20 protein-coding genes are annotated in these 21,529 nt (G+C 71.0%); 10 read left to right on the top strand and 10 right to left on the bottom strand.

Annotated features, from left to right (window positions below; all coding sequences use genetic code 11):
- The first annotated feature begins 1 nt into the window (after nucleotide 1).
- Together ACIBSV_RS45205 and ACIBSV_RS45200 are read left to right on the top strand one after the other, a co-directional pair.
- A complete protein-coding gene (locus ACIBSV_RS45205; protein WP_395873349.1) occupies nucleotides 2–907 on the top strand; it encodes an alpha/beta hydrolase in 906 nt (301 codons plus the stop codon).
- A gap of 505 nt (nucleotides 908–1,412) precedes the next feature.
- Nucleotides 1,413–2,423: a hypothetical protein gene (locus tag ACIBSV_RS45200; RefSeq protein WP_395873348.1), complete on the top strand. Its 1,011-nt coding sequence runs from the start codon at nucleotides 1,413–1,415 to the stop codon at nucleotides 2,421–2,423.
- An 84-nt stretch (nucleotides 2,424–2,507) separates the two neighbouring features.
- On the opposite strand, the gene ACIBSV_RS45195 is transcribed toward ACIBSV_RS45200, so the two are convergent.
- The 5 genes from ACIBSV_RS45195 to ACIBSV_RS45175 form a co-directional block, all read right to left on the bottom strand.
- The gene (locus tag ACIBSV_RS45195; protein ID WP_395873347.1) at nucleotides 2,508–3,419 is read right to left on the bottom strand and encodes a DUF2797 domain-containing protein; all 912 of its coding nucleotides are present in this window, start codon (nucleotides 3,417–3,419) and stop codon (nucleotides 2,508–2,510) included.
- A 162-nt stretch (nucleotides 3,420–3,581) separates the two neighbouring features.
- Nucleotides 3,582–5,162, bottom strand: a complete 1,581-nt coding sequence (locus ACIBSV_RS45190; protein ID WP_395873346.1) for an acyl-CoA synthetase — start codon at nucleotides 5,160–5,162, stop codon at nucleotides 3,582–3,584.
- A 2-nt stretch (nucleotides 5,163–5,164) separates the two neighbouring features.
- Nucleotides 5,165–6,016, bottom strand: coding sequence for an SDR family oxidoreductase (locus tag ACIBSV_RS45185; protein WP_395873345.1), 852 nt, complete (start codon nucleotides 6,014–6,016; stop codon nucleotides 5,165–5,167).
- Nucleotides 6,013–6,717 carry a nitroreductase family protein gene (locus tag ACIBSV_RS45180; RefSeq protein WP_395873344.1) on the bottom strand — a complete coding sequence of 235 codons (705 nt, stop codon included), beginning with the start codon at nucleotides 6,715–6,717 and terminating at the stop codon, nucleotides 6,013–6,015. The genes ACIBSV_RS45185 and ACIBSV_RS45180 overlap by 4 nt, the downstream gene beginning before the upstream one ends.
- 60 nt (nucleotides 6,718–6,777) lie before the next feature.
- Nucleotides 6,778–7,953 carry a CaiB/BaiF CoA transferase family protein gene (locus tag ACIBSV_RS45175; RefSeq protein ID WP_395873343.1) on the bottom strand — a complete coding sequence of 392 codons (1,176 nt, stop codon included), beginning with the start codon at nucleotides 7,951–7,953 and terminating at the stop codon, nucleotides 6,778–6,780.
- A 231-nt stretch (nucleotides 7,954–8,184) separates the two neighbouring features.
- Here ACIBSV_RS45175 and ACIBSV_RS45170 point away from each other — a divergent pair, with 231 nt between their 5' ends.
- From ACIBSV_RS45170 to ACIBSV_RS45150, 5 genes are all read left to right on the top strand, one after another.
- Complete coding sequence (locus ACIBSV_RS45170; protein ID WP_395873342.1) at nucleotides 8,185–8,811, top strand: TetR/AcrR family transcriptional regulator; 627 nt, start codon at nucleotides 8,185–8,187, stop codon at nucleotides 8,809–8,811.
- A gap of 18 nt (nucleotides 8,812–8,829) precedes the next feature.
- Nucleotides 8,830–10,002: a cytochrome P450 gene (locus tag ACIBSV_RS45165; protein WP_395873341.1), complete on the top strand. Its 1,173-nt coding sequence runs from the start codon at nucleotides 8,830–8,832 to the stop codon at nucleotides 10,000–10,002.
- A gap of 132 nt (nucleotides 10,003–10,134) precedes the next feature.
- Entirely contained in the window at nucleotides 10,135–11,826 is a 1,692-nt protein-coding gene (locus tag ACIBSV_RS45160) for a serine/threonine-protein kinase (RefSeq protein WP_395873340.1), read from the top strand.
- 120 nt (nucleotides 11,827–11,946) lie between these two features.
- Nucleotides 11,947–12,786, top strand: a complete 840-nt coding sequence (locus ACIBSV_RS45155; protein ID WP_395873339.1) for a hypothetical protein — start codon at nucleotides 11,947–11,949, stop codon at nucleotides 12,784–12,786.
- Between the two features lie 290 nt (nucleotides 12,787–13,076).
- Nucleotides 13,077–13,265: a DUF397 domain-containing protein gene (locus ACIBSV_RS45150; RefSeq protein WP_395873338.1), complete on the top strand. Its 189-nt coding sequence runs from the start codon at nucleotides 13,077–13,079 to the stop codon at nucleotides 13,263–13,265.
- A 649-nt stretch (nucleotides 13,266–13,914) separates the two neighbouring features.
- Here the strand turns inward: ACIBSV_RS45150 and ACIBSV_RS45145 are convergent.
- The 5 genes from ACIBSV_RS45145 to ACIBSV_RS45125 form a co-directional block, all read right to left on the bottom strand.
- Nucleotides 13,915–14,802, bottom strand: coding sequence for a helix-turn-helix domain-containing protein (locus ACIBSV_RS45145; protein WP_395873386.1), 888 nt, complete (start codon nucleotides 14,800–14,802; stop codon nucleotides 13,915–13,917).
- A 230-nt stretch (nucleotides 14,803–15,032) separates the two neighbouring features.
- Nucleotides 15,033–15,971 carry a TauD/TfdA dioxygenase family protein gene (locus ACIBSV_RS45140; RefSeq protein WP_395873337.1) on the bottom strand — a complete coding sequence of 313 codons (939 nt, stop codon included), beginning with the start codon at nucleotides 15,969–15,971 and terminating at the stop codon, nucleotides 15,033–15,035.
- Complete coding sequence (locus tag ACIBSV_RS45135; RefSeq protein ID WP_395873336.1) at nucleotides 15,968–16,705, bottom strand: helix-turn-helix domain-containing protein; 738 nt, start codon at nucleotides 16,703–16,705, stop codon at nucleotides 15,968–15,970. The genes ACIBSV_RS45140 and ACIBSV_RS45135 overlap by 4 nt, the downstream gene beginning before the upstream one ends.
- 85 nt (nucleotides 16,706–16,790) lie before the next feature.
- Nucleotides 16,791–17,222 (bottom strand): hypothetical protein, encoded by a 432-nt coding sequence (locus tag ACIBSV_RS45130; protein WP_020556484.1) that lies wholly within the window; start codon nucleotides 17,220–17,222, stop codon nucleotides 16,791–16,793.
- 203 nt (nucleotides 17,223–17,425) lie between these two features.
- Nucleotides 17,426–18,418, bottom strand: coding sequence for a hypothetical protein (locus ACIBSV_RS45125; protein WP_395873335.1), 993 nt, complete (start codon nucleotides 18,416–18,418; stop codon nucleotides 17,426–17,428).
- A 294-nt stretch (nucleotides 18,419–18,712) separates the two neighbouring features.
- On the opposite strand from ACIBSV_RS45125, the gene hemL reads away from it, so the two are divergent.
- The 3 genes from hemL (at nucleotide 18,713) to ACIBSV_RS45110 (ending at nucleotide 21,505) form a co-directional block, all read left to right on the top strand.
- The gene (gene hemL / locus ACIBSV_RS45120) at nucleotides 18,713–20,029 is read left to right on the top strand and encodes a glutamate-1-semialdehyde 2,1-aminomutase (protein ID WP_395873334.1); all 1,317 of its coding nucleotides are present in this window, start codon (nucleotides 18,713–18,715) and stop codon (nucleotides 20,027–20,029) included.
- A gap of 2 nt (nucleotides 20,030–20,031) precedes the next feature.
- Entirely contained in the window at nucleotides 20,032–20,712 is a 681-nt protein-coding gene (locus tag ACIBSV_RS45115) for a histidine phosphatase family protein (protein WP_395873333.1), read from the top strand.
- Between the two features lie 178 nt (nucleotides 20,713–20,890).
- Nucleotides 20,891–21,505, top strand: a complete 615-nt coding sequence (locus ACIBSV_RS45110; protein WP_395873332.1) for a TlpA family protein disulfide reductase — start codon at nucleotides 20,891–20,893, stop codon at nucleotides 21,503–21,505.
- Nucleotides 21,506–21,529 lie beyond the last annotated feature (24 nt).

Raw genomic sequence — 21,529 nt, 5'->3', positions numbered from 1 at the left:
GGTGTACGACCCGAGCGAGCAGTCCACCTCCGGTGAAGTGGTCCGGGAGATCGATCCGGATCTCGATCATGCCTACGACGCCCGAGGGACGGTCGGGGTCGAGGGGTTCGCGCGGTTGATGGCGCGGTACCGGGCCGAGTCGGATCTGGCGGTGGACGGACTCATCGGCACCGCCGGGGTGCGCTACGACCCGGAGAGCGCCGAGGTGTTGGACGTGTGGGGCGCCGCCGCCGGCGGTGCGCCGCGACCGGTCCTGCTGTTCGTGCACGGCGGCTACTGGCGGGCACTGTCCCGCCTGGACTCGGCGTTCATGGCGCGGATGCTGGACGCGCAAGGGATCGCGACCGTCGTCGTCGACTACACGCTCGCCCCGGAGGCGACGCTGGAGGAGATCGTCCGCCAGGTGCGCGCCGCCGTCGCCTGGATCCACCACCACGGTGGCGAGTACGGCCTGGACCCGGCCCGGCTGGTCGTGGCGGGCAGCTCGGCGGGTGGGCACCTGGCCGCGACCACGCTGGTCGAGGGATGGCAGGCCGGGTACGACCTGCCCGCCGACGCGATCAAGGGCGCCGTGCTCTTCAGCGGCCTGTACGACCTGCGCCCGCTGTTGGCCACGGCGGCCAACGGTTGGCTGCACCTGGACGAGTCGCGCGCCGAGGCGCTCAGCCCCGCGCTGCTCCCGCTGCGTACCGATCTGCCGGTCACGGTGATCGCGGCCGAGGGCGAGGCGGCCGGCTTCCACACGCAGACCCGCGACTTCCGGGAGCGGATCACGCCCGGCGCCGAGCCCGTGGTGATTCCCGACCGCAACCACTTCGACGTGATCCTGGACCTCGCCGATCCCGAGTCCACGGTGTCCCGCGCACTGGTGGACGTCTTCCGCCGGGTGGACCCCCGCCGGGCCTGATCGCATGAACGCAGCGACCGCACCGAACCGAACGGCAAGCGCGTGACACCTCGCATCACGGTCGCCCAGACCCGGCGACTGCTACGGACCCGGCCCCACCCGGATGACGCGGCGGCGGCGTCCTTGGCCACGCTCCCGCCCGCGCCCGCGCCCGCAGCCGCGTCCGCGGTCACGCCCGCGGACACGCGCCGGTTCCGGTTCGGGTGCGCGGCCCGCTCGGCGAAGACCGTGTGGGCGACGGCGATGCCGTAGCGCGAGACCGTTGTTTTCGAAGGGAAACGTGATTTGCGCGACCCTTGATCGGACGTGTCGGTTGGCATCGATATCTTGCTCGCGTGTCGGAACACAGGGGGACCGGGACGCAGGCGACGGCCGCGACCGGACGGATGGTCAGTCGGGTGACGCGTCGGGTGGGGCCGCCGCGAACGACCCGTTCGAGGGGTATGTCTTCGACGAGAATTTCGTCAAGGGCGCGACCCGGGTCGAGGGGTCCGCGCGAGCGCGGATGCTCGCTCGCAAGTGGGCGGAGGAGCCGCCGGAGCATGTGCCCTGGCGGGCCGACGGGCCCAAACGGCGCGGTGGGCGGCGCCCGCTCCGCACGATCCTGGTGCTCGCCGCGGTGCTCGCCGTGGTGGCCTTCGCCGCCGCCCCGGACCGGGTGTACGGCTGGTTCAGCGGATCCAACACGGCCACCGCGGACGACCCGATGGTGCAACCGCCGGTCACCGGCATCGCCACCTCCGTGCCGTCGACGGCGGCGGATCGGCGGAACGCGGACCCGAATCGGCCGACCAGGACGAACCCGTTCGCGGGCTCGCCGGCGGTGAACTACGCCGACAACGAGGCGGGGTTGACCCTGCCGGAGGTCAAGTCCGTACCGGGGTACTCGGCGGCCGAGGTCACCGAGGCGCTGGAGGTGACCCGTCGGCTGCTGATCGCGGGCAATCTGGACCGCGAGGTGCTCGCGGGCGGCCGACCGACCACCTTTCTCGGCCTGCTGGATCCGACTGACGGGGCCGCCGCGCGGATCGAGAACGCGGTGATCGCGAATCGATCGGACGGCGACAACGCGCGGTCGTGGTTGACCAGATTCGATCCCAAGGATGTCGAGCTGGTCGGCCGGGTGGTCAAGGTGAACGGCGTCATGACCTACGACACCGATCGCGAGGGCACCCTGACGGTGCACGCCGACTTCTCGTTCGTCTACCCGGTGGCCAAGGCGGGCAGCGGTTCGGGCGCGAGTGTCACCCGCTCGGTGGTCCGCCGGATGATGGAGACGAAGGTCTACCGGGCTCCGTATCAGGCCACCGTACGCGGCCGGGTCGCCTTGGGGAACGTCGACGCCGACATCGCGAACAGCTCGTGCACCCGCCTGGACGGCTTCGTGCGCCCGGAGTTCGAAGACGACCTCCGGGGTCCGAGCCACGCCCCGGCGACGATCGACCCGTACGACCGCAGCAAGCCGATCGACGCCGACACCGATCCGGGCGCGTGCCCCGCCGTGTCGCGGGTCTGAGGCGTTGCCCCGCCCCGGCCTCCGGGACCGCGGCCGGGCGAACGTCGTTCGGCAGTGCCCTGGCGAACGACCTTCGGCAGGGCCCTAGAACAGCCCTTCCTGTACCGACCCGTCCGGCGCCATCCCGGTGTCCAGCGGCTTGACCGTGACGCCCGAGGTGCGACCGCGATCCGGGGTGAGCCGCCAGCCGGTGAGCAGGCGCAGGTCCACGAACAGTGGGCCGGTGTCCGTGGTGACCAGCGCGTCGTGACCCGCGACGCAGGTGAACTCGCCGTGCAGCACCGCGTCCTGGCTGAGCGCGGCGACCTGGTCCCGGGTCGGCGGCGGCGGGTCGGTCAGGCCGTAGAACCTGGTCAGGTCCTGGATGTCGCACCCGGCCGGGGTCAGGGTGTCCGGCAGCAGCGGGGTCAACCGCGCGTGCGCCTCGGCGAGTTCGGCCGGCGGACCGGGGGTGCGGGTGCGCCACCAGGCCGCCGCCTTGGCCCGGTGCGGTATACGTTCGCGGACCGTGCCGGTGGCCGAGCACTTGCGCTCGGTGCTGCGGATCGGCACCAGCGGGCCGTGCGCGAGCCAGGTGAACATCGGCGCGCCCTGGTCGGCGAGCCGGGCCGCGCGGCGTTCGGTGGCGGTGAGGCCGACCTTGACCAGGCCGGGGCCGAACCACGCGAGGTAGAGCGAGAACGGGCGCGGGTCGTCCATCGCCTGGTCGCGCGCGAGCTTTCGACCCGGATCGGCGAGCGCGCACGCGTCGCACTGCGATCGGGCGGCCGTGGGCGGCAGCGGCGCGAGGGTGGGACACACGACGCGGCGACCGGTCTTGCGCCGGATGCCGACACACGTGCGCGGACCGGAGAGTCGCCAACCGGCGGTGGTCCCGGGGGCGAGCGGGTGCAGCGTCTGCTCGTCGGCCGGGTCGGTCAGCACCAGGTGTGGTCGACCCTCGTTCCAGCGGATTCCGGTCGCGAGCAGTCCGGGGCGCTGGTGGGGGACGGTCATGGGGCCACGATAGGTGAAGCGGGTCGGGCCGCGGGATCCCGCCCGCGGCACAACCGCCTCGCCGTGCCCGCGCCCCCTCGCCGGCGCCCACGCGTGCGCCCTTGCCGCGCCCGCGACTCCGCCGCGCCCGGAAGCCGTCGCGCCCCGGCCGCCCCGACCACCTCAGCCCGACAGCGCCGCCACGGCCGTCGCCTTCGCCCACCGATAGTCCGGTTTCCCGGCCGGCGTGCGCGGCACCTCGGCGACCGTGACCAGGTCGCGCGGGATCTTGTACCGGGCCAGCCGGCCGCGGGCGTGCTCGGCCAGGTCCTCCGTGGTCAGCGTGTGACCCGGGCGCAGCGACACGACCGCGGCCACCCGTTCGCCGAAGCGGGCGTCCGGGACGCCGACCACGACGGTGTCGTAGACCGCCGGATGCGCCTTGAGCACGCCCTCGACCTCCTCGGGGAAGACCTTCTCGCCGCCGGTGTTGATGCACACCGAGCCGCGTCCGAGCAGCGTCACGTCGCCGTCGTCCTCGACCCGGGCGAAGTCGCCGGGGATGACCCAGCGCACGCCGTCGGGGTCGACGTGGAAGGTGTCCGCGGTCTTGACCGGGTCCTTGTAGTAGCCGATCGGGATGTACCCGGTCCGGGCGATCCGGCCGCTCTCGCCCACGCCGACCGGGCGCAGGTCCTCGCCGAGTACCGCGGTCTGGGGCTTGAGCGGGAATCGGCCGCCCGGGGTCTGCGAACTGCCCGCGCCGAACTCCGAGGCGCCGAAGCTGTCCGCGATGTACAGGCCGGGGATCAGCCGGGTGAGCTGGGCCTTGACCGACGGGGACAGCAGCGCGCCGCCGGAGCCGATCACCTTGAGCGTCTCGACCTTGTGGCCGCCGCTCTCCAGCGCGTCCGCGATCGGGCGCGCCATCGCGTCGCCGACCAGCATCATCGTGACGCAGCCCTCGCGTTCGACGGCGCGCAGGATCTCGGCCGGGTCGTAGCGCAGGCCGGTCCACAACACCGCGGTGCCCGCGCTGAGCAGGGTGATCCAGGTGACCCACTGGCCGTTGCCGTGCATCAGGGGTGTGGTCAACATCTGCACGAGCGGAGCGCCCTGGGCCTTGTCGGCGAGCAGCTCGGGGTCGGTGATGGGCTCGCCACCGAAGTTGCCGCCGCCCATCGCCGAGCAGAAGATGTCGTGCGAGCGCCACTCGACACCCTTGGGGAAGCCGGTGGTGCCGCCGGTGTAGACCACGTACCGGTCGTCGGGAGAGCGCTGCTCGAAGTCGCGGGCACCGCTCTCGGCGGCGAGCGCCGCTTCGTAGTCCACGGTGTCGTCGAGCTTCTCGTCGAACTCGTCCGCGAGCACGAACACGTGCGCGAGCGCCGGCGCGTCCGCCCGCACCGCCGCGACATTGGGCAGATAGCCGCGCTCGACGACCAGTGCGGCCAGGTCCGCGTTGTCGACGATGTAGCGCAGTTCCTCCTCCACATAGCGGTAGTTGATGTTGATCGGCACCATCCGCGCCTTGAACGCGCCGATCATCGCCTCCAGCCACTCGGCCCGGTTGCGCGAGTAGATGCCGATGTGGTCGCCGACCGCCAGCCCCGCCGAGGCGAACGCGTGCGCGACACGGTTGGCCCGTTCGTCCAACTCGCGGTAGGTCAGCCTGACCTCGCCCGCGACCAGCGCGAGCCGGTCCGGACACGCGTCCACCACGACCTCGAACAGGTCCGCCAGGTTGAACACCCGCTGGGTCATTGTCAGTTCCCTTCCGCAACGATGCCGCGCAGACCGTCCGCGCCGAAGACCGGCTCCAGGAAGGCCCGGAAGTCCGGACCCCGACGCAGGTGGTGGCCGCCGTCCACGTTGATGTTCTGGCCGGTGATCCAGGTCGACTCGGGGCCGACCAGGAAGGCCGCGAGCGAGGCGATGTCGTCGGCCTGTCCGACCCGACCCAGCGGGGTGCAGGCCAGGTAGTCCTCCAGCACCGGGCCGCCCCGGGTGACCGCGTCGACCATCTCGGTGGCCACCAGGCCGGGCAGGATGCTGTTCACCCGGACGCCGCTCGCGCCCAGTTCGTCGGCCGCGAGCCGGACCAGGTGGTCGATGCCGGCCTTGCTCACGCCATACGCGCCGAACCAGCGGTGCGTGGTCGAGGAGGCGATCGAGGAGATCGCCACGAACGAACCGCCGCCGGCCGCCGCCATCAACCGGGCGGTGTGCTTGAGCACGAGCATCGTGCCGGTCAGGTTCAGCTCGACCGTCTCGCGCCACTTGCCGGTGTCGATCGAAGTCAGCGGACCCATGGTGGAGTTGCCGCCCGCCGAGGCGACCACGGCGCGCAGCGACCCGAGTTCGGCCGCGGTCGCCACCGCCGCCTCGACCTGGCCCTCGTCGGTCACATCGGTCACCGCGTACGCGACCCGCACGCCGGCGGCCGCGTCCTTGTCCAGCTCGGCCACCGCGGCCCGCAGTCGATCCTCGCTGCGGCCCGCGATCAGTACGTGCGCGCCGTCGGCGGCGAACCGCCGCGCGCAGCCCAGCCCGATCCCGCTCCCACCTCCGGTCACCAGCGCCACCGTGTCCCGCAGTGGCAGGTCGGCACGTGTCACCGGGCATCTCCTTCGAACGTGGTGGGCACGTACGCCGCACCGTCGGCCGGCCACAGTGGTGCCGGTACCTCGAACCCGATCGGCTCGCCCCAGCCGTTGCGATAGGCCACCTCGTCGGGGGAAGTCCTGGGCGCGACACCCCACTTGCCGGTGGGATAGCCGAACGACACGCAGCAGGCCATGTGCCAGCCCTGGTCGGCCGGCACCCCGAGCACCTCCAGCACCGCGTCCCGGTGCGTGATCCCGAGCACCGCGGTCAGCGCGCTGCCCACGCCCTCGGCGCGCGCGGCCAGCATCGCGCTCCACACCGCCGGGAAGATCGAGCCGCCGGTGGGGTCCTGTCGGACGAAGCCGAACATGAACAGCGGGATCCGCTCGAAGTTGTCCGCGAGCCACTGCGACGAACGCCGCGTGCGGACGAAGGACCGGCTCTCCGCGCTGTCCGGATCCGCCTCGGCGGCGGCCACGCGCGGTGCGTAGATCGTCTTCCACAGGGAGTCCATCGCCTCCCGGTACAGCGGCCCGATCCGGCCCTTGACGCCCGGGTCGTCCACCAGCAGGAAACGCCAGTTCTGGGCGTTTCCACCGCTGGGCGCGCGTACCGCCGCGTCCAGCAGGCGGGCCTGCACCTCGTGCGGAATCGGATCCGGTGCGACCCTGCGCATCGCGCGCGTGGTGTACAGCGCTTCGTGAAGTTCCATGCGGTCCCCTGCCTGATACCTGAACTGATACGTGTTGCCCGTACTGGTGGTGATGCGGCGTCAGACGACCGCGCCGGCCTCGCGCAGGCGCTCGACGTCGGCCGCGGCGACACCCCATGCGGCCAGCGCGGCGTCGGTGTCGCCGCCCGTCGCGGCCGGGCCCGGGTGCACCGGCCGGGCCGGCTCGGCGGCGGGGGTGCGGGAGAAGCGCGGCGCGGGCGCCGGCTCGGGCAGGCCGTCGGCGTGCAGGAAGGTGCCGCGCTCGACGTGGTGGCGATGCGCGGGAGCCTCGGCGGGGGAGAGCACCGGGGCGAAGCAGGTCTCGGTGCCCTCCAGCAGCGTGCACCACGCGTCCCGGGTGCGGCCCGCGAACACCTCGGCGAGGCGGGCCTTCATCGCCGGCCAGTGCGCCGGGTCGTGCTGTGTGGCGAAGTCGGCGAACACCGGGTCCTCGGCCAGGCCGAGTCGGTGGATCAGCTCGGCCCAGAACCTGGGTTCGATCGCGCCGACCGCGACGTACCGTCCGTCCCGCGTCTCGTACACGTCGTAGAACGGTGCGCCGCCGTCGAGCATGTTGGTCCCGCGCGGGCCGAGCATCCCGGCGGCGCCCATGGTGAACCAGGTCGCGCCCAGCGTCGCGGCGCCGTCGATCATCGCGGCGTCCACCACCTGGCCCCGCCCCGATCGGCCCGCCTCCAGCAGCGCGGCGACCAGGCCGAAGGCGAGCAGCAGGCCACCGCCGCCGAAGTCGCCGATCAGGTTGAGCGGAATGCTCGGCGGCTGCCCGGCCCGGCCGATCGGCTCCAGCATCCCGGCCAGCGCGATGTAGTCGATGTCGTGTCCGGCGGCCGGGGCCAGCGGCCCGGTCTGTCCCCAGCCGGTGAGCCGGCCGTACACCAGCCGCGGGTTGCGCTCGGCGACCACGTCCGGGCCCAGGCCCAGGCGTTCCATCACGCCGGGCCGAAACGGCTCGATCAGCGCGTCGGCGTCGGCGAGCAGCCGCAGCGCGAACCCGACCCCGTCCGGGTGCTTGAGGTCGATCGCGATCGAGTGCTTGCCGCGGTTCATCGGATTGCGCGGCGGCTTCGCGTAGCCCTTGCGGGCCTCGTCCGCGCGATCCACGCGCAGCACCTCGGCGCCCAGATCGGCGAGCAGCATCCCGCAGAAGGGACCCGGCCCCAGGCCGACGAACTCCACCACCCGGATGCCCGCGAGCGGTCCTTGTCTGGCGGTCACGGCAGCTCCAGCGTTCGTCGGGGCCAATGGCGTGCGGTCGAGGCAAATACTGAAACACGTTCTCACTAGATCTGACGAGACGTCAGACTAGACTTCCGTCTCATCCGTAGGCAAGATCACCGCGGAACGAGTCGGCGCACCGCCCGCGGTCGCGTCGCCCCGAGCGCCCGGCCCGGTACCAAGCCCGCGGTACCAACCCCCGAAGCACGACCCCAGAGGACAGGCTCTCCCGTGGCCGAACCCCGCACCAGCTCGACGATCACTCTCACCAGGTCGCTCACCCGCGACCAACAGGCCCGGCGCGAGCGGTTGGTGCGCGCCGCGTGCGACCTCGCGCTGGAGGGGGGCTATGCGGCCGTGACGATGCACGACGTCGCGGATCGCGCGGGGGTGGCCAGGGCCACCGTGTACCGCTACTTCACCTCGAAGAACCACCTGCTGAGCGAGGTGTCCGCGCTGTGGATCGGCGAACTCGCCGACGAACTCGCCGACCGACCGCTGCCTGCGGACCCGGCCGGCCGGCTGGCCGCGCTGCTGTGCCGGATCGTCGAGGTGAGCGCGGAGAACCGGCTGCTGACCGAGGCCGTGGTGCGGGCCGCGACCGCCCCGGATCCGTCCGCCGGTCAATCGCAGGAGACCTTCCACCAGAGCATCCACCGGATCACCGGCCTGGCGTTCGGTGAGCCGGCCGACCCCGAGGACGGCGCCGCGGGGGACCGGCGGCGCGACATCGAGGTGGTGCTCGGCCACGTGCTGCTCTCCGGTCTGGTCAGCCTCACCGCCCGCGGCCGCGCGCTCGACGAGGTGCAGGACCTGATGCGTACCGCCGTCCGACTCTTCGTTCCGCTCGACACGTGATCACCACGGAGGCTTGCCATGACGGCTCCCACGATCCGCGACATCCACCTGCTCGACCGGGACTGGTACGCCGGTGACCCGTTCGCCGACTACGCGTGGCTGCGCGAACACGCGCCGGTGTACTACAGCGAGCGCGCCGGCGTCTGGGGCCTGAGTCGGCACGCCGACCTGGCCTGGGCCGAGCGCAACCCCGAGCTGTTCTCCTCGGCCAAGGGCTCGCGCCCGATCGGCTACCCGCAGCCGTCGATGATCGACTCCGACGACCCGACCCACTACCGCCGCCGCAAGTTGGTCTCCAAGGGCTTCACCCCCCGGCAGATCGCCGCGATGGAGGAGCACGTCCGCGACATCGTGACCTCGCTGATCGACGCGATGATCGCGGCCGGCCCCGGCGCCGACCTGGTCCGGCAGTTCTCCGCGCCACTGCCGATGACACTGATCGGCGAACTGCTCGGGGTCGGCGCCGAGCACCGCGACCAGCTCCAGCACTGGGCCGACGTGATGGTGATGCTCTCCGACGGCGGCGAGCTCAGCCACAAGGCGGGCGAGGCGTTTACCGAATACGTCGCCTACACCACGCAGGTGATCGAGGACCGCCGCAAGACCCCCTCCGACGACCTGATCGGGATCCTGGTCGGCGCCGAGATCGACGGCGAGAAGTTGTCCTTCGACGAGCTGATCGGCGAGTCCCTGCTGCTGCTCGTGGGCGGCAACGAGACCACCCGCAACGTGATCTCCGGCGGCATCGCCGCACTGCTGGCCAACCCCGACCAGCTCGCCCGGCTGCGCGAGGACCCCACGCTGATCCCGTCCGCGGTCGAGGAATCGCTGCGCTGGGTGTCTCCCGTGGTCAACATGGCCCGGCACACGACACGTGACGTGGAACTGCACGGCACGGTGATCCCGGCCGATTCGATCGTGATGATGCTGTACGGGGCCGCCAACCGGGACGCCGAGGTGTTCACCGATCCCGAGCGCTTCTACGCCTTCCGCACGCCGAACCAGCACATCGCGTTCGGCACCGGCCCGCACTTCTGCCTCGGCTCCTCGCTGGCCCGCCTGGAGATCCGGGTCGCCTTCGAGGAACTGCTGCGCCGGTTGCCCGACCTGCGGTTGGCCCCGAACGCCGACCTCGCGCACGGCCCGTCCTCCTTCATCCGCGGTCTGATCGCGCTGCCCGTCGAGTTCTGAGCCGACCGCCGGTCCGGGCCCGGACCCGAGGGAAGCACCTCGGATCCGGCCCGGACCGGCCGTCCGGGACCCCCCAAATGCGGACAGCCGCGTATTCTCTGGCCAACTGCCGGCCGACGAGGGGGATGTCCTGTGAAACCGCTGGAGCCCGAGGATCCGCGGCGGATCGGCGGCTACCGGGTGCTCCGCGTGCTGGGGGCGGGCGGCATGGGTCGGGTCTACCTCGGCCGCAATCGGGGCGGGCGGATCGTCGCGATCAAGGTGGTTCGTGCCGAATGGGCCGACGACCCCGGATTCCGCGAGCGTTTCCGCCGCGAGGTGGACGCGGCGCGGCGGGTAGGCGGCGCGTGGACCGCGCCGGTGCTCGACGCCGACACCGAGGCCGGGACGCCGTGGGTGGTCACCGGCTACGTGGCCGGACCCAGCGTGTACGAGGCGGTCGCCGGGCGGGGGCCGCTGCCCGAGGAGACCGTGCGCACCCTCGGTTCGGGCCTGGCCGAGGCGCTCGTCGCGGTGCACGGGGCGGGCCTGGTGCACCGGGACATCAAGCCGTCGAACGTGTTGTTGTCCCTGGACGGGCCGCGCGTGATCGACTTCGGCATCTCGCGCGCGATGGACGCGTCGGTGCTCACCCGCACCGGGCACACCGTCGGGTCGCCGGGCTTCATGTCGCCCGAGCAGGTCGACGGGCGCGACATCGGGCCGCCCAGCGACGTGTTCTCGCTCGGCTCGGTGCTGGTGTTCGCCGCGACCGGCGCGGGACCGTTCGGCGAGGGCAGCGGTCAGGCCCTGATGTACCGGATCGTCGCGCAGGAGCCGCGCCTGGACGAGGTGCCGGCCGCGCTGCGGGAGATCGTCGCCGCGTGCATGACCAAGCACGCCGCGTCCCGGCCGACCCCGGCGGAACTGCTCGCGGCGCTCGCGCCGGACGGTACGCGCGACCTGGTGGCCGGCAACTGGCTGCCGCCGGACCTGACCACCGCGCTGTCCCGGCGAGCGATCGAACTGCTCGAACTCGACGAGGACGGCGCGCCGGACGCGGGCACGTTCGTGGCCACCGGGAGCGGGGCGCCCACGGGGGACGACCGCCCAACGGAGACGGCGGCCTCGGCGACGTACGCCGGGACGTACGCGGGGTCGGACGCCGCGTCCACGAAGCCCGCGCAGACCTCGCCCGCGCATTCGCCGCCCTCGAACCTCACATTCCCGGGCTCGGCGGCCGCGGATTCGCCGCCTTCGGGACCTGCACCCGAGACCTACATGCTGCGAGCGGCTCCGCAGCCCGCCGCACCGCGTCCTTGGTGGCGTCGGCCGTGGCTGATCACGCTCGCGGCAGTGCTGATCGCGGGCGTCGTGGCGGCGGTACTGCTGCGGCCGTGGACCGGGGACGAGGACGACCCGTCCACCGCCCGGGAAGGTGCCGGCGGGCCCGGCACATCGACCTCGCCGCCGACCGGCTCGGGCACGTTGCCGAGCGTCTACGAGGGCACCTGGTCCGGGACGATGACATCGCAGCTCGGCAGTGTGTCCACGGTCACCCTCACGCTGACGGGCGGGAAGGTGGGCGACAAGAAGGTGGGTGTCAGCAAGCTCACCGCGACCGGCCTGTTCGGCGAGCAGGCCGACTGCGAGTCCGACCTGGAACTGCTCTCGGTCGGCGCGGACACCGGTGTCGAACTGACCAGTCACCTGACCCGCAACCAGGGCTGCGCGGACGGCCGGGTGATCCTCAAGGAACAGAGCCCGACCACGCTCTCCTATGTCGCGCCGGCCAGTGTGGGGACCAGCGAGTCGCGGGGCACGCTGACCCGCAAGGCGGGATGAGCGCCCGAGCGGCCGGGAACCATCGCGCTCGGCCCATACGTCAAACTGAACACCTGTCGAATGCGGAACGGCCTGTCGGGTCGGTAAGGCCCGATCGAGTGGGGAATGGCGAGTTCGGACATGCGGCACAGCCCTGAGCACGCGGACGACGACGACCACGACGTCGAGCGGCTCGACGAGCGTTTTCGTGAACTCGTCGTCCGGATCGCCCCGCAGGTCCCGCTGCCGCCGGTCGCGGGCATCCACAAGGCGGTCCGCCGTCGGCGCCTGCGCAACCGGGTCCTGATCGGCGCCGCCTCGCTCGCGGTGCTGGCGGGCGGGGTGACGCTGGTGAGTACCGGGTCCGACGACTCCCGACCCCGGAGCCGGCAGGCCGCCGCGTCGCTGCCGGTGGCGAGCCCGGTGACCACGACACAGACGGAACTGAGCGACACCTTCTATCCGACCGCGCAGGAGTTCCCGGTGGTGGCCGGGGCGTACGAGAACTGGCGCGTGGTGGAGACCCGGCAGGCGATGGCCGACGAACTGGGCCCGTGCACCACCAAGACCATCTCCGCACTGGGCGCGGTGCAGACCCGGGAACGGCTGTACCTGCACGACGGGCAGGGCGGCGGCCTGGTCGTCCTGGTCCGCTACCCGGACGAGCGCACCGCCGAGGTGGCGGCGAGCGACCTCACCGGCGGCCTGGGCGGCGCGTGTCCGACCAACCAGCCCAACCCGGCGGCGGACGGCGCGCCCAGCATCAAGGCGCTGGACCGGGACGGCAGCGTGTGGCGCACCCAGGGCCTGGTGAACAGCCAGGACCAGTACGTGGACTGGGGCATCGTGCGCAGCGGTCCGGTGGTGGCGGTGGTCCACGTGACCGTCATCGACCCGGACCGGGTCCCGCCCACGGACGCGTTCCTCCGATTGGTCGACAGCCTCCGGAATCGACTGGGAAAGAACGGATCCGGACCCTGATGTTCCGAATTCACGGCTTTCGCTCTCTCCCGTTCGCCGGTCATAACCGGGCGGGTCGGGAATGCTGCGAACGGGTGAGCGACGGTGCAATCCGCCACCTGGCAATTCGCCATGCGACGACGGTGGATTTCATACGGATGGGTGTGGCCGGATTTCACGCACGGCCGAGGTCGGGCGCTAAGCTATGCGCGCGCCCTCGAAGTCGGTCAACCCGCAGAGGTGTCGACCCTGCACGGAACCATCCGACCGGCGGCTTTCCTATTTCCATCGGCCCTATTCGGAGGCAAGTCATGGCGGAGTTCGATCCGCTGGGACGTGCGTGGCGCAAGAGCAGCGCGAGCGCAACGAGCAACTGCGTCGAGGCAAGGTTGGCCGACGAGGTCCAGGTCAGGGACTCGAAGGCGCCCGCGCCTCGCCTGGCCTTCGGGGCCCGGTCCTGGGGGACCTTCCTCGCCGAGGCCGGCCGCTCGTCGGTCTGAACTCCGAACGCCGCAGGCCGACCGGGTTCGGCCCATCGCATTCGGTAGGTCGAGCCCGGACATGCGAGGCGGCCTGCCTTACGGCAGGCCGCGAATGACATGGGCACAGGGCCCGGTGGGTTGGTATCCGTTACGCGATGAGAGTGAGCAGACCGGCGGCCCGGAGCGTGTAATAGAGCGCTCCTGCTGTCACCGCGGCCACGGCTACCAGCAGAAAGATCACGCGAAGCATCCTCTCGAAGTCGTCCTGCACGAGTTCACCCCCTTTCCCTAATCAGGCGTCCTTTCGTGGCGACGGTGGGTACCGTGCAGGGGCGGGGTGGACGGCGATTATGCCCTCATCTGTGATTGTGCATGGGGATGTCCGCTTCCGCCAGAGTGAGGCGATCCTGCTATGCGAGGGACGATGCAAAAAAGAACGAGTTGCCCCGAAAAGTCATGAAATCCGACTTCGGAACAACTCGTTCGAAGCTCCGCGGTGGCCGCCGCGAAACCGTGCTGCTCATCGACATCGAGCAACGGATACCTCTTGTCATTATGCGCAGGAACGCGCAATCAGCCAAGTGGCTCTTGGGATGTATTCAACTCGCATCCTGGCAGCGCGCGTGCAGGCAGCCGGCCTGCTGCCACTACGCCGTCCGCACATGGTCTACTCGCCGCCGGTGGGCGGGTGTCCCGCGGCGGGGGCGAAGCGTTCGAGGGCGGTGTCCAGCAGGGCCGGCGCCAGGTCGCGCGAGGCCAGTTGCTCGATGCCCCAGAACGTTTCCAGATAGGACAGCGGCGAGACGGCCGGCGGATCCTCCTGGTTGCCCTCGCGGATGATCATGTCGCCCGAGGGGTTCTCGATGAACAGCACCGCCTCGTCCTCGATGTCCGGGAACTCCAGGAGCTGGTAGGCGATCCGGGCCCGCGAGTACAGGCCGGCGGAGAACGGGATCACCCGCAGGGTGATGTTCGGCCACTCCCCGAAGTCGCGCATCCGCCGGATCTGGTTGCGCATCACCGCCGCGTTGCCCACGGTGCGGTGCATCACGCTCTCGTCCACGATGAAGTGCATGGCCGGGCCGTCCGGTCGGATCAGCCGCTCCTGCCGCTCCATCCGCAGTGCGACCAGGTCGTCCAGGCCGGGGGTGTCCGGCGGGGACATGATCCGCAGCACCTCGCGCGCGTATTCCTCGGTCTGTAACAGGCCGGGGACCAGGAGCGGTTCGAAGTTGCGGATGACGGTGGCCGAGGACTCGTAGCCGAGCAGCACCTTGAACTCGTTGGTGATGTGGTTGCGGTACTGGTACCACCAACTGCGCTGCTTCGAGGCCCTGGCCATGTCGATGTACTCGGCGACCCGGGCGGGCTCGACCACGCCGTAGTGCTGGAGCAGCGCCTTCAGGTCGGTGGTCGAGATGTTCACCTGGCCGGTCTCGATCCGGATCAGCTTCGAGAGCGACCAATCCATTTCCAGCGCCACGTCCCGCTGGATGTACCCGCACGCCTCGCGTGTCTGGCGAAGAAACGCTCGGAGCCTGCGCCCCTGGAACATCGGGTCCCGTGTCGGCATCGGCCGCCCCCCAAGGCTGTCGGCAGCGATCTCGCATCTAGCGAGGGCGCAAAACGGGTGGTGCACAAACGCCACCCGGAGAACAGCATCGCGTCGAATCGGCCGACCCGACAAGCCCCCTCGCTGATGTCCGACCGGCAGATCCGACGCCCCGTCAGGTGGCGGAGCGTCGGATCCGGACGCGCGGGGTCGATCGGTGTCCCTCGGGGTGCTCAGGTGTTCAGGACGTAGGATTCCGCGCCGTCCGGGCCGACCGAGTTGGCGCCCTGGAGGGTCACCCGCTGCATCGAGCGGCGCATGCCCGGCGGCACGTCCGTGGGTACCAGATGCACCGTTGCCCGGTTGTCCCAGAACGCGATGCTGCCCGGCTGCCAGCGGAAGCGCACGCTGAACGCGGCGTCGGCGATGTGCGCGTAGAGCATCTCCAGGATGTGCGCGCCCTCCTGCCGGGTCAGTTCCAGGATGTGGCTGGTGAAGTTCGGGTTGACGAACAGCACCTTCTCGCCGGTCTCCGGGTGCACGCGCACCACCGGGTGCACCGCGCGCAGCCCGTCGCCGAGGAAGCGCTTGGCGAGTGCGCCCGGCAGTTCGCCGCGCTTGATCGGCAGCGTGTTGTGGTGCACCGCGTGCAGTCCGTCGATCAAGTCCTTGAGCGGGTCGGACAGTTGCTCGTAGGCCAGGGCCAGGTTGGCCCACTGGGTGTCGCCGCCGTACGGCGGCACGATCACCCCACGCAGGATCGAGGCGGTCGGCGGGTTGGGGATGAAGGTCACGTCGGTGTGCCAGCGGCTCTCCACGAAGCCGCCCCCGGCGTCCTTGCCCAGTTGCTCGTTGTCGAGCAGCAGGATCTCCGGGTGTTCGGGGAAGGCGGCGGGCAACGTCGGGTGTCCCGGGGCGAGTTCGCCGAAGCGCAGGCCGAACGCCTTGTGCTGTTCCTGGGTTATGTGCTGGTCGCGGAAGAACACCACCTTCCACTTCAACCAGATGGCGCGGATCTCGGCGACCGCCTCGTCGGTGAGCGGCTCGGTCAGGTCGACGCCGAAGATCTCGGCGCCGATGTTCCCGGCCAGCGGCCGGACTTCCAGGCCGAGCGCGGCGGCCGCGGCGGGGGTGGGGTCCTCGTAGGTGGGCTGTTCGATGGTGCTCGTCATGGTCGAACCTCCGGATCGGCGCGAGGCCCCGGGTCGGCCGGGACCTCTGTGGATCGTTCGAGTGCTGCCTCGGTCCGGGCGGAGACCGGGGCCAGCAACAGGGCGACGGCGGTGTCGGTCAGGCCCGCCAGGAAGACCTCCCGGTCGGTGAGGGTGCGCCCGCCGGGGTGGTGCAGCGCCATCTCGCGGTCGGCGAGGGCGTGGGTGAGATAGGACGACACCAGCACCCAGCGTTCGATCCGCAGGCGCGCGGGGAACTCGGCGAGCAGGCCGAGCATGCGCTCGCGCACGGTGTAGACGCCGCGCGTCCACTCCTCCCGGGCCAGGTCGTGCACCGCGGTGCCCTGGAGGAAGGCGGCGTGGATGCTGAATCGCAGGTACCAACTCGGTTTCCCCACCTGGCCGAGGGTGTCGGCGAGCGGGTACAGGAACGCCTCGACCAGACCCCGGGCTTCGTGCCCGTGCCCGGCCCGGTCGAGTTCGTCGAGCATCGCCAGGCGCCGCGCGTTCACCGGCTCCATCCGGTGCCGGAAGACCGCGTCCACCAGGGCCTCCTTCGACCCGAAGTGGTAGCGCGCGGCGGCGGTGTTGCGTTGCCCGGCCTGGGCGCCGATCTCGCGCAGCGAGACCCCGTTGATGCCGCGCTCGGCGAACAGCCGTTCCGCGGCCTCGATCATCAAAAGGCGTGCGCCGGCACCGCGGTCCGACGCCGAAGCGCCGTGCGTCCCTGTCATGGATCGCACGTTAAACCGCTTGGGTTAATAACTCAAGTGGGTTAATCGAGGAGGGGTCTACTCCGGTGTACCGGGTCCGGCCGCGTCACGAGTGCATCAGGCAGTACAACTGGTGCCCGGCGTGGTGCAGTTCGCGGGCGAACTTGGTCCAGTCGTGCAGCATCCGGTACAGCAGATAGGCGTCGCGCGGCACCCGCCGGTCCGGGAACGTCGACCAGATGAAGGCCGCCGCGCCCAGTTCCTCCTCGGTCGCGTTGCGCAGTACGTCCATCAGCATCGGCGGCAGCTGCATCACCGCGTGCGCGGGATGCAGCACGACCAGCTCCAGCGGTGGCGTCGCGTCCTGTGGGGTGTCCCCCAGCAGCGACAGCACCATCGCGCTGACCGTCTCCGGCTTCACGAACGACACATAGGAATTGCTGGGACGTTCCACCGTGTCGGTCGGATCGATCAGCGGAGGCACCCGCGCCGCGGTCGCGCGATCGGGTGCGCCGAAGTACTCATATGTCACGCCCACGTGTGCACCTCCCGACCGAGGTCGGCTCCGTGACACGTGCGCACACCCGTGGCGCCCGACGCCATCGCTCCCTGCTCGCTTGTCTCGGTCTGGTCGGTGATCGAGGGGACTCGTTGAAGATCGTCGCAGGTCATCCGGGCATTCCGTACCGCGGTTGAGTAACAGGTGTGCACCACTCGGAACCGGTCCCGCCCCGGCATGCGTCAGGACTCCCGGCCAGGCGGCCCGCCCGAGAAAGTCTGCCCGAGCGACAGGTCGTTCAATGCCTTGACGAATACCGCCGTTCGTACCGAACCGGCCGAACGCGCGGTGATCTTCACCACGTTCGTCTCGACCACCTCGGCTCGCACGTCGGCCAGCACCGTGCTCCACGGCACCCCCTGCGCGGTTTTGCCGCCGCCGGTGAACACCGTGCGCAGTCGATCGGCCTCGGCCCGGGCGGCCGGCTCCGAACCGGTGGCCACACACATCACGTCGGTGCCCGGGACGCCCGCCTTGCCGCTCACCCCGACCGCGATCCTGGGCCCGTTCGCCCGCTCGCCACCGGCGACGCGATCGGTGATCACCGCGGCCAGCGGCTTGCCCAGGCAGTTCGCCAGCGCGCGCACGACGGGATCGGCGCCCAGCATCGTGCCGCCCCGGCCGAGGTCGGCGCCGCGCCCGGTGGAGCCGTAGCCGATCTGCTTGTCGGTGACCCGAATCACGTTGAAGTGGTTGATGCCCAGCGGAAGTTTCTGCGCCAGCGTGTCGTCCAGGCTCAATTCGTTGTCGGGACGCAGCCGCTGCACACTCGGCTCGGCCGGCTCCGGCTTGCCACCCAGTTCCCGGAGCTTGCCGAGCACGGTGCCCTTGTCGAAGCCGCCGACGAACACCCCACCCTGGTACGGCGGTCGGCCGGCGGACCAGGCCTCGTGCGCCTTGGTCGGGTCGAAGCCCAGGGCCGGCGCCACCTGATCGCGCATCGCGGCCAGGTCGGGGTAGCCCGTGCCGATCAGCGGTCCGTAGGGTCCGGCGAAGTCACCACCGCCGTTGGCCTTGCTGATCGCGGCCGTGTCGCCGTACTCGAACCAGCCCCGGGTGGATTCGTCGTCGCGCACCCGATCCAGCGCGCCGCGCAGCCCGGTCCTGCCGTCGTCGTCCGAGTCCCCGCCGCCGCACGCGGCCGTCCCGGCCAGCGTCAACAGCGTCGCCAGCACCGGTCCGAGACCGCCGGCTATCCGGTGGTGTCGCCCGGACCGCCCACCCCGACGTGTTCTCGCCGCCACGCGCGCACCCCGATCTTCGTGCTGCACCCCGCCGGACATGCCTCACCCGTGGGCACGGGTCCGGGTCGCCCGATCATACTGCTCCCCGCCCCCGGTTTCGGTTGGCGGATCCCCGGGAACCAACGCGAATCCGCGCACACCCTCCCCGGCGCCCATGTGGTTGGTCCACCCGTCGGGCGAGCCGCGGGCGACGGATGTGCCCGGTTTGTTTGAGAGCATGACCGGGTGAGCTCTGTCAACGAGAACCCCGCACCCGCCTCCGCCGCCCTGTTCGCGCGTGCGAGGGCCGTCACCCCCGGCGGGGTCAACTCGCCGGTGCGCGCCTTCCGCGCGGTCGGCGGCACGCCGCGCTTCATGGTCTCGGGCCGAGGCCCCTACCTGACCGACGCGGACGGCCGTGAATACGTGGACCTGGTGTGCTCCTGGGGCCCGATGATCCTCGGCCACGCGCACCCCGCCGTACAGGAGGCCGTCCGCGAGGCGGTCGCGCGCGGCACCTCCTTCGGCACACCCGGCGCCGGCGAGGTGGAACTCGCCGAGGAGATCGTCTCCCGGGTCGCCCCGGTCGAACAGGTCCGCCTGGTCAGCTCCGGCACCGAGGCCACCATGTCCGCGATCCGGCTCGCGCGCGGCTTCACCGGCCGGGCCAAGGTGGTGAAGTTCGCCGGGTGTTACCACGGTCACGTGGACGCGCTGCTGGCCGCCGCCGGCTCCGGCCTGGCCACCTTCGCGCTGCCGGACACGCCCGGGGTCACCGGGGCCTCGGCCGCCGACACGATCGTGTTGCCGTACAACGACCTGTCCGCCGTCGAGTCGGCGTTCGCCGTCCACGGCGACGACATCGCGTGCGTGATCACCGAGGCCGCGCCGGGCAACATGGGTGTGGTCACCCCGCGTCCGGGCTTCAACGCGGGCGTCAAGGCCCTGTGCGAGCGGCACGGCGCGCTGTTCGTCTCGGACGAGGTGATGACCGGCTTCCGGGTGTCCAAGGCGGGTTGGTTCGGCATCGAGGGCGTGGTCCCCGACCTGCTCACCTTCGGCAAGGTGATGGGCGGCGGCTTCCCGGCCGCCGCGTTCGGCGGGCGCTCCGACGTGATGTCGCACCTGGCGCCGCTCGGCCCGGTCTACCAGGCCGGCACGCTGTCCGGGAACCCGGTGGCCACCGCGGCGGGCGTCACCACTCTGCGGTACTGCACCGACGCGGTGTACAAGCACCTGGACGCGGTCTCCCTCGCGCTGCGCACCGAGGTGTCGGCCGCCCTGGCCAAGGAGGGCGTCGCGCACACGGTGTCCACGGCCGGGAACATGTTCTCGGTCTTCTTCACCGATCGCCCGGTGCACGACTACGACCAGGCCCGCACGCAGGAGGCGTTCCGCTTCTCCGCGTTCTTCCACGCGATGCTGGACGCCGGCGTGTACCTGCCGCCGAGCGCGTTCGAGGCGTGGTTCCTGTCCGCGGCCCACGACGACGCGGCCGTGAACCGTATCCTCGACGCGCTGCCGGCCGCAGCCCGCGCCGCAGCGAGTGCCCAGGAGAACTGACGATGGCTCAGAAGCCGCAGACCAACCGCGACGTGACGATCGTCCACCTCATGCGCCACGGCGAGGTGCACAATCCGCACGGCATCCTGTACGGCCGCCTGCCCGACTACCACCTGTCGGAGCTGGGCAACAAGATGGCCGAGCGGGTCGCCGACCACCTCGCCGAGCGCGACATCACGCACGTGGTGTCCTCGCCGCTGGAGCGTGCCCAGGAGACCGCCGCGCCGATCGCCGGTCGACACAATCTGGAGATCGCCACCGACGATCGACTGATCGAGGCGGAGAACATCTTCCAGGGCAAGACCTTCGGAGTGGGCGACGGTTCCCTGAAGAACCCGACGCACTGGAAGCACCTCACCAACCCGTTCAAGCCGTCGTGGGGCGAGCCGTACATCGAGCAGGTGGTGCGGATGATGGGCGCGCTCGGCGCCGCCCGGGACGCCGCGCGTGGGCACGAGGCGGTGTGCGTGAGCCACCAGTTGCCGATCTGGGTGACCCGCTCCTTCGTCGAGCGGCGGAGGTTGTGGCACGACCCGCGCAACCGGCAGTGCTCGCTCGCGTCGCTCACCACGTTCACCTACGAGGGGGACAAGATCGTCTCCGTCGGCTACAGCGAACCGGCTCGGGATCTGCTGCCGGCGAAGCTCGCGGGCAAGACGCAGAACAAGAGCTTCGGGGCGTGACACGAAGCCGCGACTTCGGGGGATGACACGAAGGCGCGGTTTCGGGGCGGGACGAAGAACCGCGGATTCGGGGCATAGTGCCCTATTTATTTAGGACGAATCGGGATGAACTGAAGCAGTGTCAGCGGCACGACGGACCCCGCGTGGAGCGGGCGCGGAGGCATGCGAAACTTTTCACATGCTCACACGCCGCCTGCCTCGTCGTGCCGCGCTGCTCACCGCCGCGGCCCTGCTCGCACTCACCGGCTGCGGCGGGATGAGTGCCGGCGGCAAGAGCAGCGGCGACGGCAAGGGCTATGTCGACAGCGACAACAGCGGCATCGTGCGGGCCAAGGCGGGCGACCGTACCGCGGCTCCGAAGGTCTCCGGCAAGACGCTGGAGGGCAAGGACATCAGCCTCGCCGAGTTCAAGGGCAAGGTCGTGGTGCTGAACGTGTGGGGCTCGTGGTGCCCACCGTGCCGGGCCGAGGCGGCCGACTTCCAGCAGGCCCACACCGAGACCGCGGACAAGGGTGTGCAGTTCCTGGGGATCAACACCCGCGACGCCACCCAGGACAACGCGATCGCGTTCACCAACAGCAAGGGCATCACCTACCCGAGCCTGTGGGACCCGGACGCGCGCGAGATCCTCAAGTTCACCGGCAACCTGAACCCCAACGCGATCCCCAGCACGCTGATCATCGACCGTGAGGGTCGGATCGCGGCGCGGGTGTTGCGGGCGGTCACCATCGAGGAACTGCGCTCGATGATCGACCCGGTGCTGAACGAGCCCGTGCCGAACGAGAAGGCCTGATCGAGGTGCTCGTCGCAGCCGAGG

Source organism: Embleya sp. NPDC050154, assembly GCF_044460165.1.
GTDB lineage: Bacteria > Actinomycetota > Actinomycetes > Streptomycetales > Streptomycetaceae > Embleya.
This window is presented reverse-complemented; position numbering and strand designations above follow the sequence as displayed.

Bases quoted from the DNA above. Each gene is read 5' to 3' on its own strand.
- ACIBSV_RS45150 (WP_395873338.1), top strand. From the start codon at position 13,077: ATGGCGGAGTTCGATCCGCTGGGACGTGCGTGGCGCAAGAGCAGCGCG.
- ACIBSV_RS45180 (WP_395873344.1), bottom strand. From the start codon at position 6,717: ATGGAACTTCACGAAGCGCTGTACACCACGCGCGCGATGCGCAGGGTC.
- ACIBSV_RS45140 (WP_395873337.1), bottom strand. From the start codon at position 15,971: ATGACGAGCACCATCGAACAGCCCACCTACGAGGACCCCACCCCCGCC.
- ACIBSV_RS45195 (WP_395873347.1), bottom strand. From the start codon at position 3,419: ATGACCGTCCCCCACCAGCGCCCCGGACTGCTCGCGACCGGAATCCGC.
- ACIBSV_RS45115 (WP_395873333.1), top strand. From the start codon at position 20,032: ATGGCTCAGAAGCCGCAGACCAACCGCGACGTGACGATCGTCCACCTC.
- ACIBSV_RS45135 (WP_395873336.1), bottom strand. From the start codon at position 16,705: ATGACAGGGACGCACGGCGCTTCGGCGTCGGACCGCGGTGCCGGCGCA.
- ACIBSV_RS45200 (WP_395873348.1), top strand. From the start codon at position 1,413: ATGCTCGCTCGCAAGTGGGCGGAGGAGCCGCCGGAGCATGTGCCCTGG.
- ACIBSV_RS45190 (WP_395873346.1), bottom strand. From the start codon at position 5,162: ATGACCCAGCGGGTGTTCAACCTGGCGGACCTGTTCGAGGTCGTGGTG.
- ACIBSV_RS45145 (WP_395873386.1), bottom strand. From the start codon at position 14,802: ATGTTCCAGGGGCGCAGGCTCCGAGCGTTTCTTCGCCAGACACGCGAG.
- ACIBSV_RS45155 (WP_395873339.1), top strand. From the start codon at position 11,947: ATGCGGCACAGCCCTGAGCACGCGGACGACGACGACCACGACGTCGAG.
- ACIBSV_RS45165 (WP_395873341.1), top strand. From the start codon at position 8,830: ATGACGGCTCCCACGATCCGCGACATCCACCTGCTCGACCGGGACTGG.
- ACIBSV_RS45110 (WP_395873332.1), top strand. From the start codon at position 20,891: ATGCTCACACGCCGCCTGCCTCGTCGTGCCGCGCTGCTCACCGCCGCG.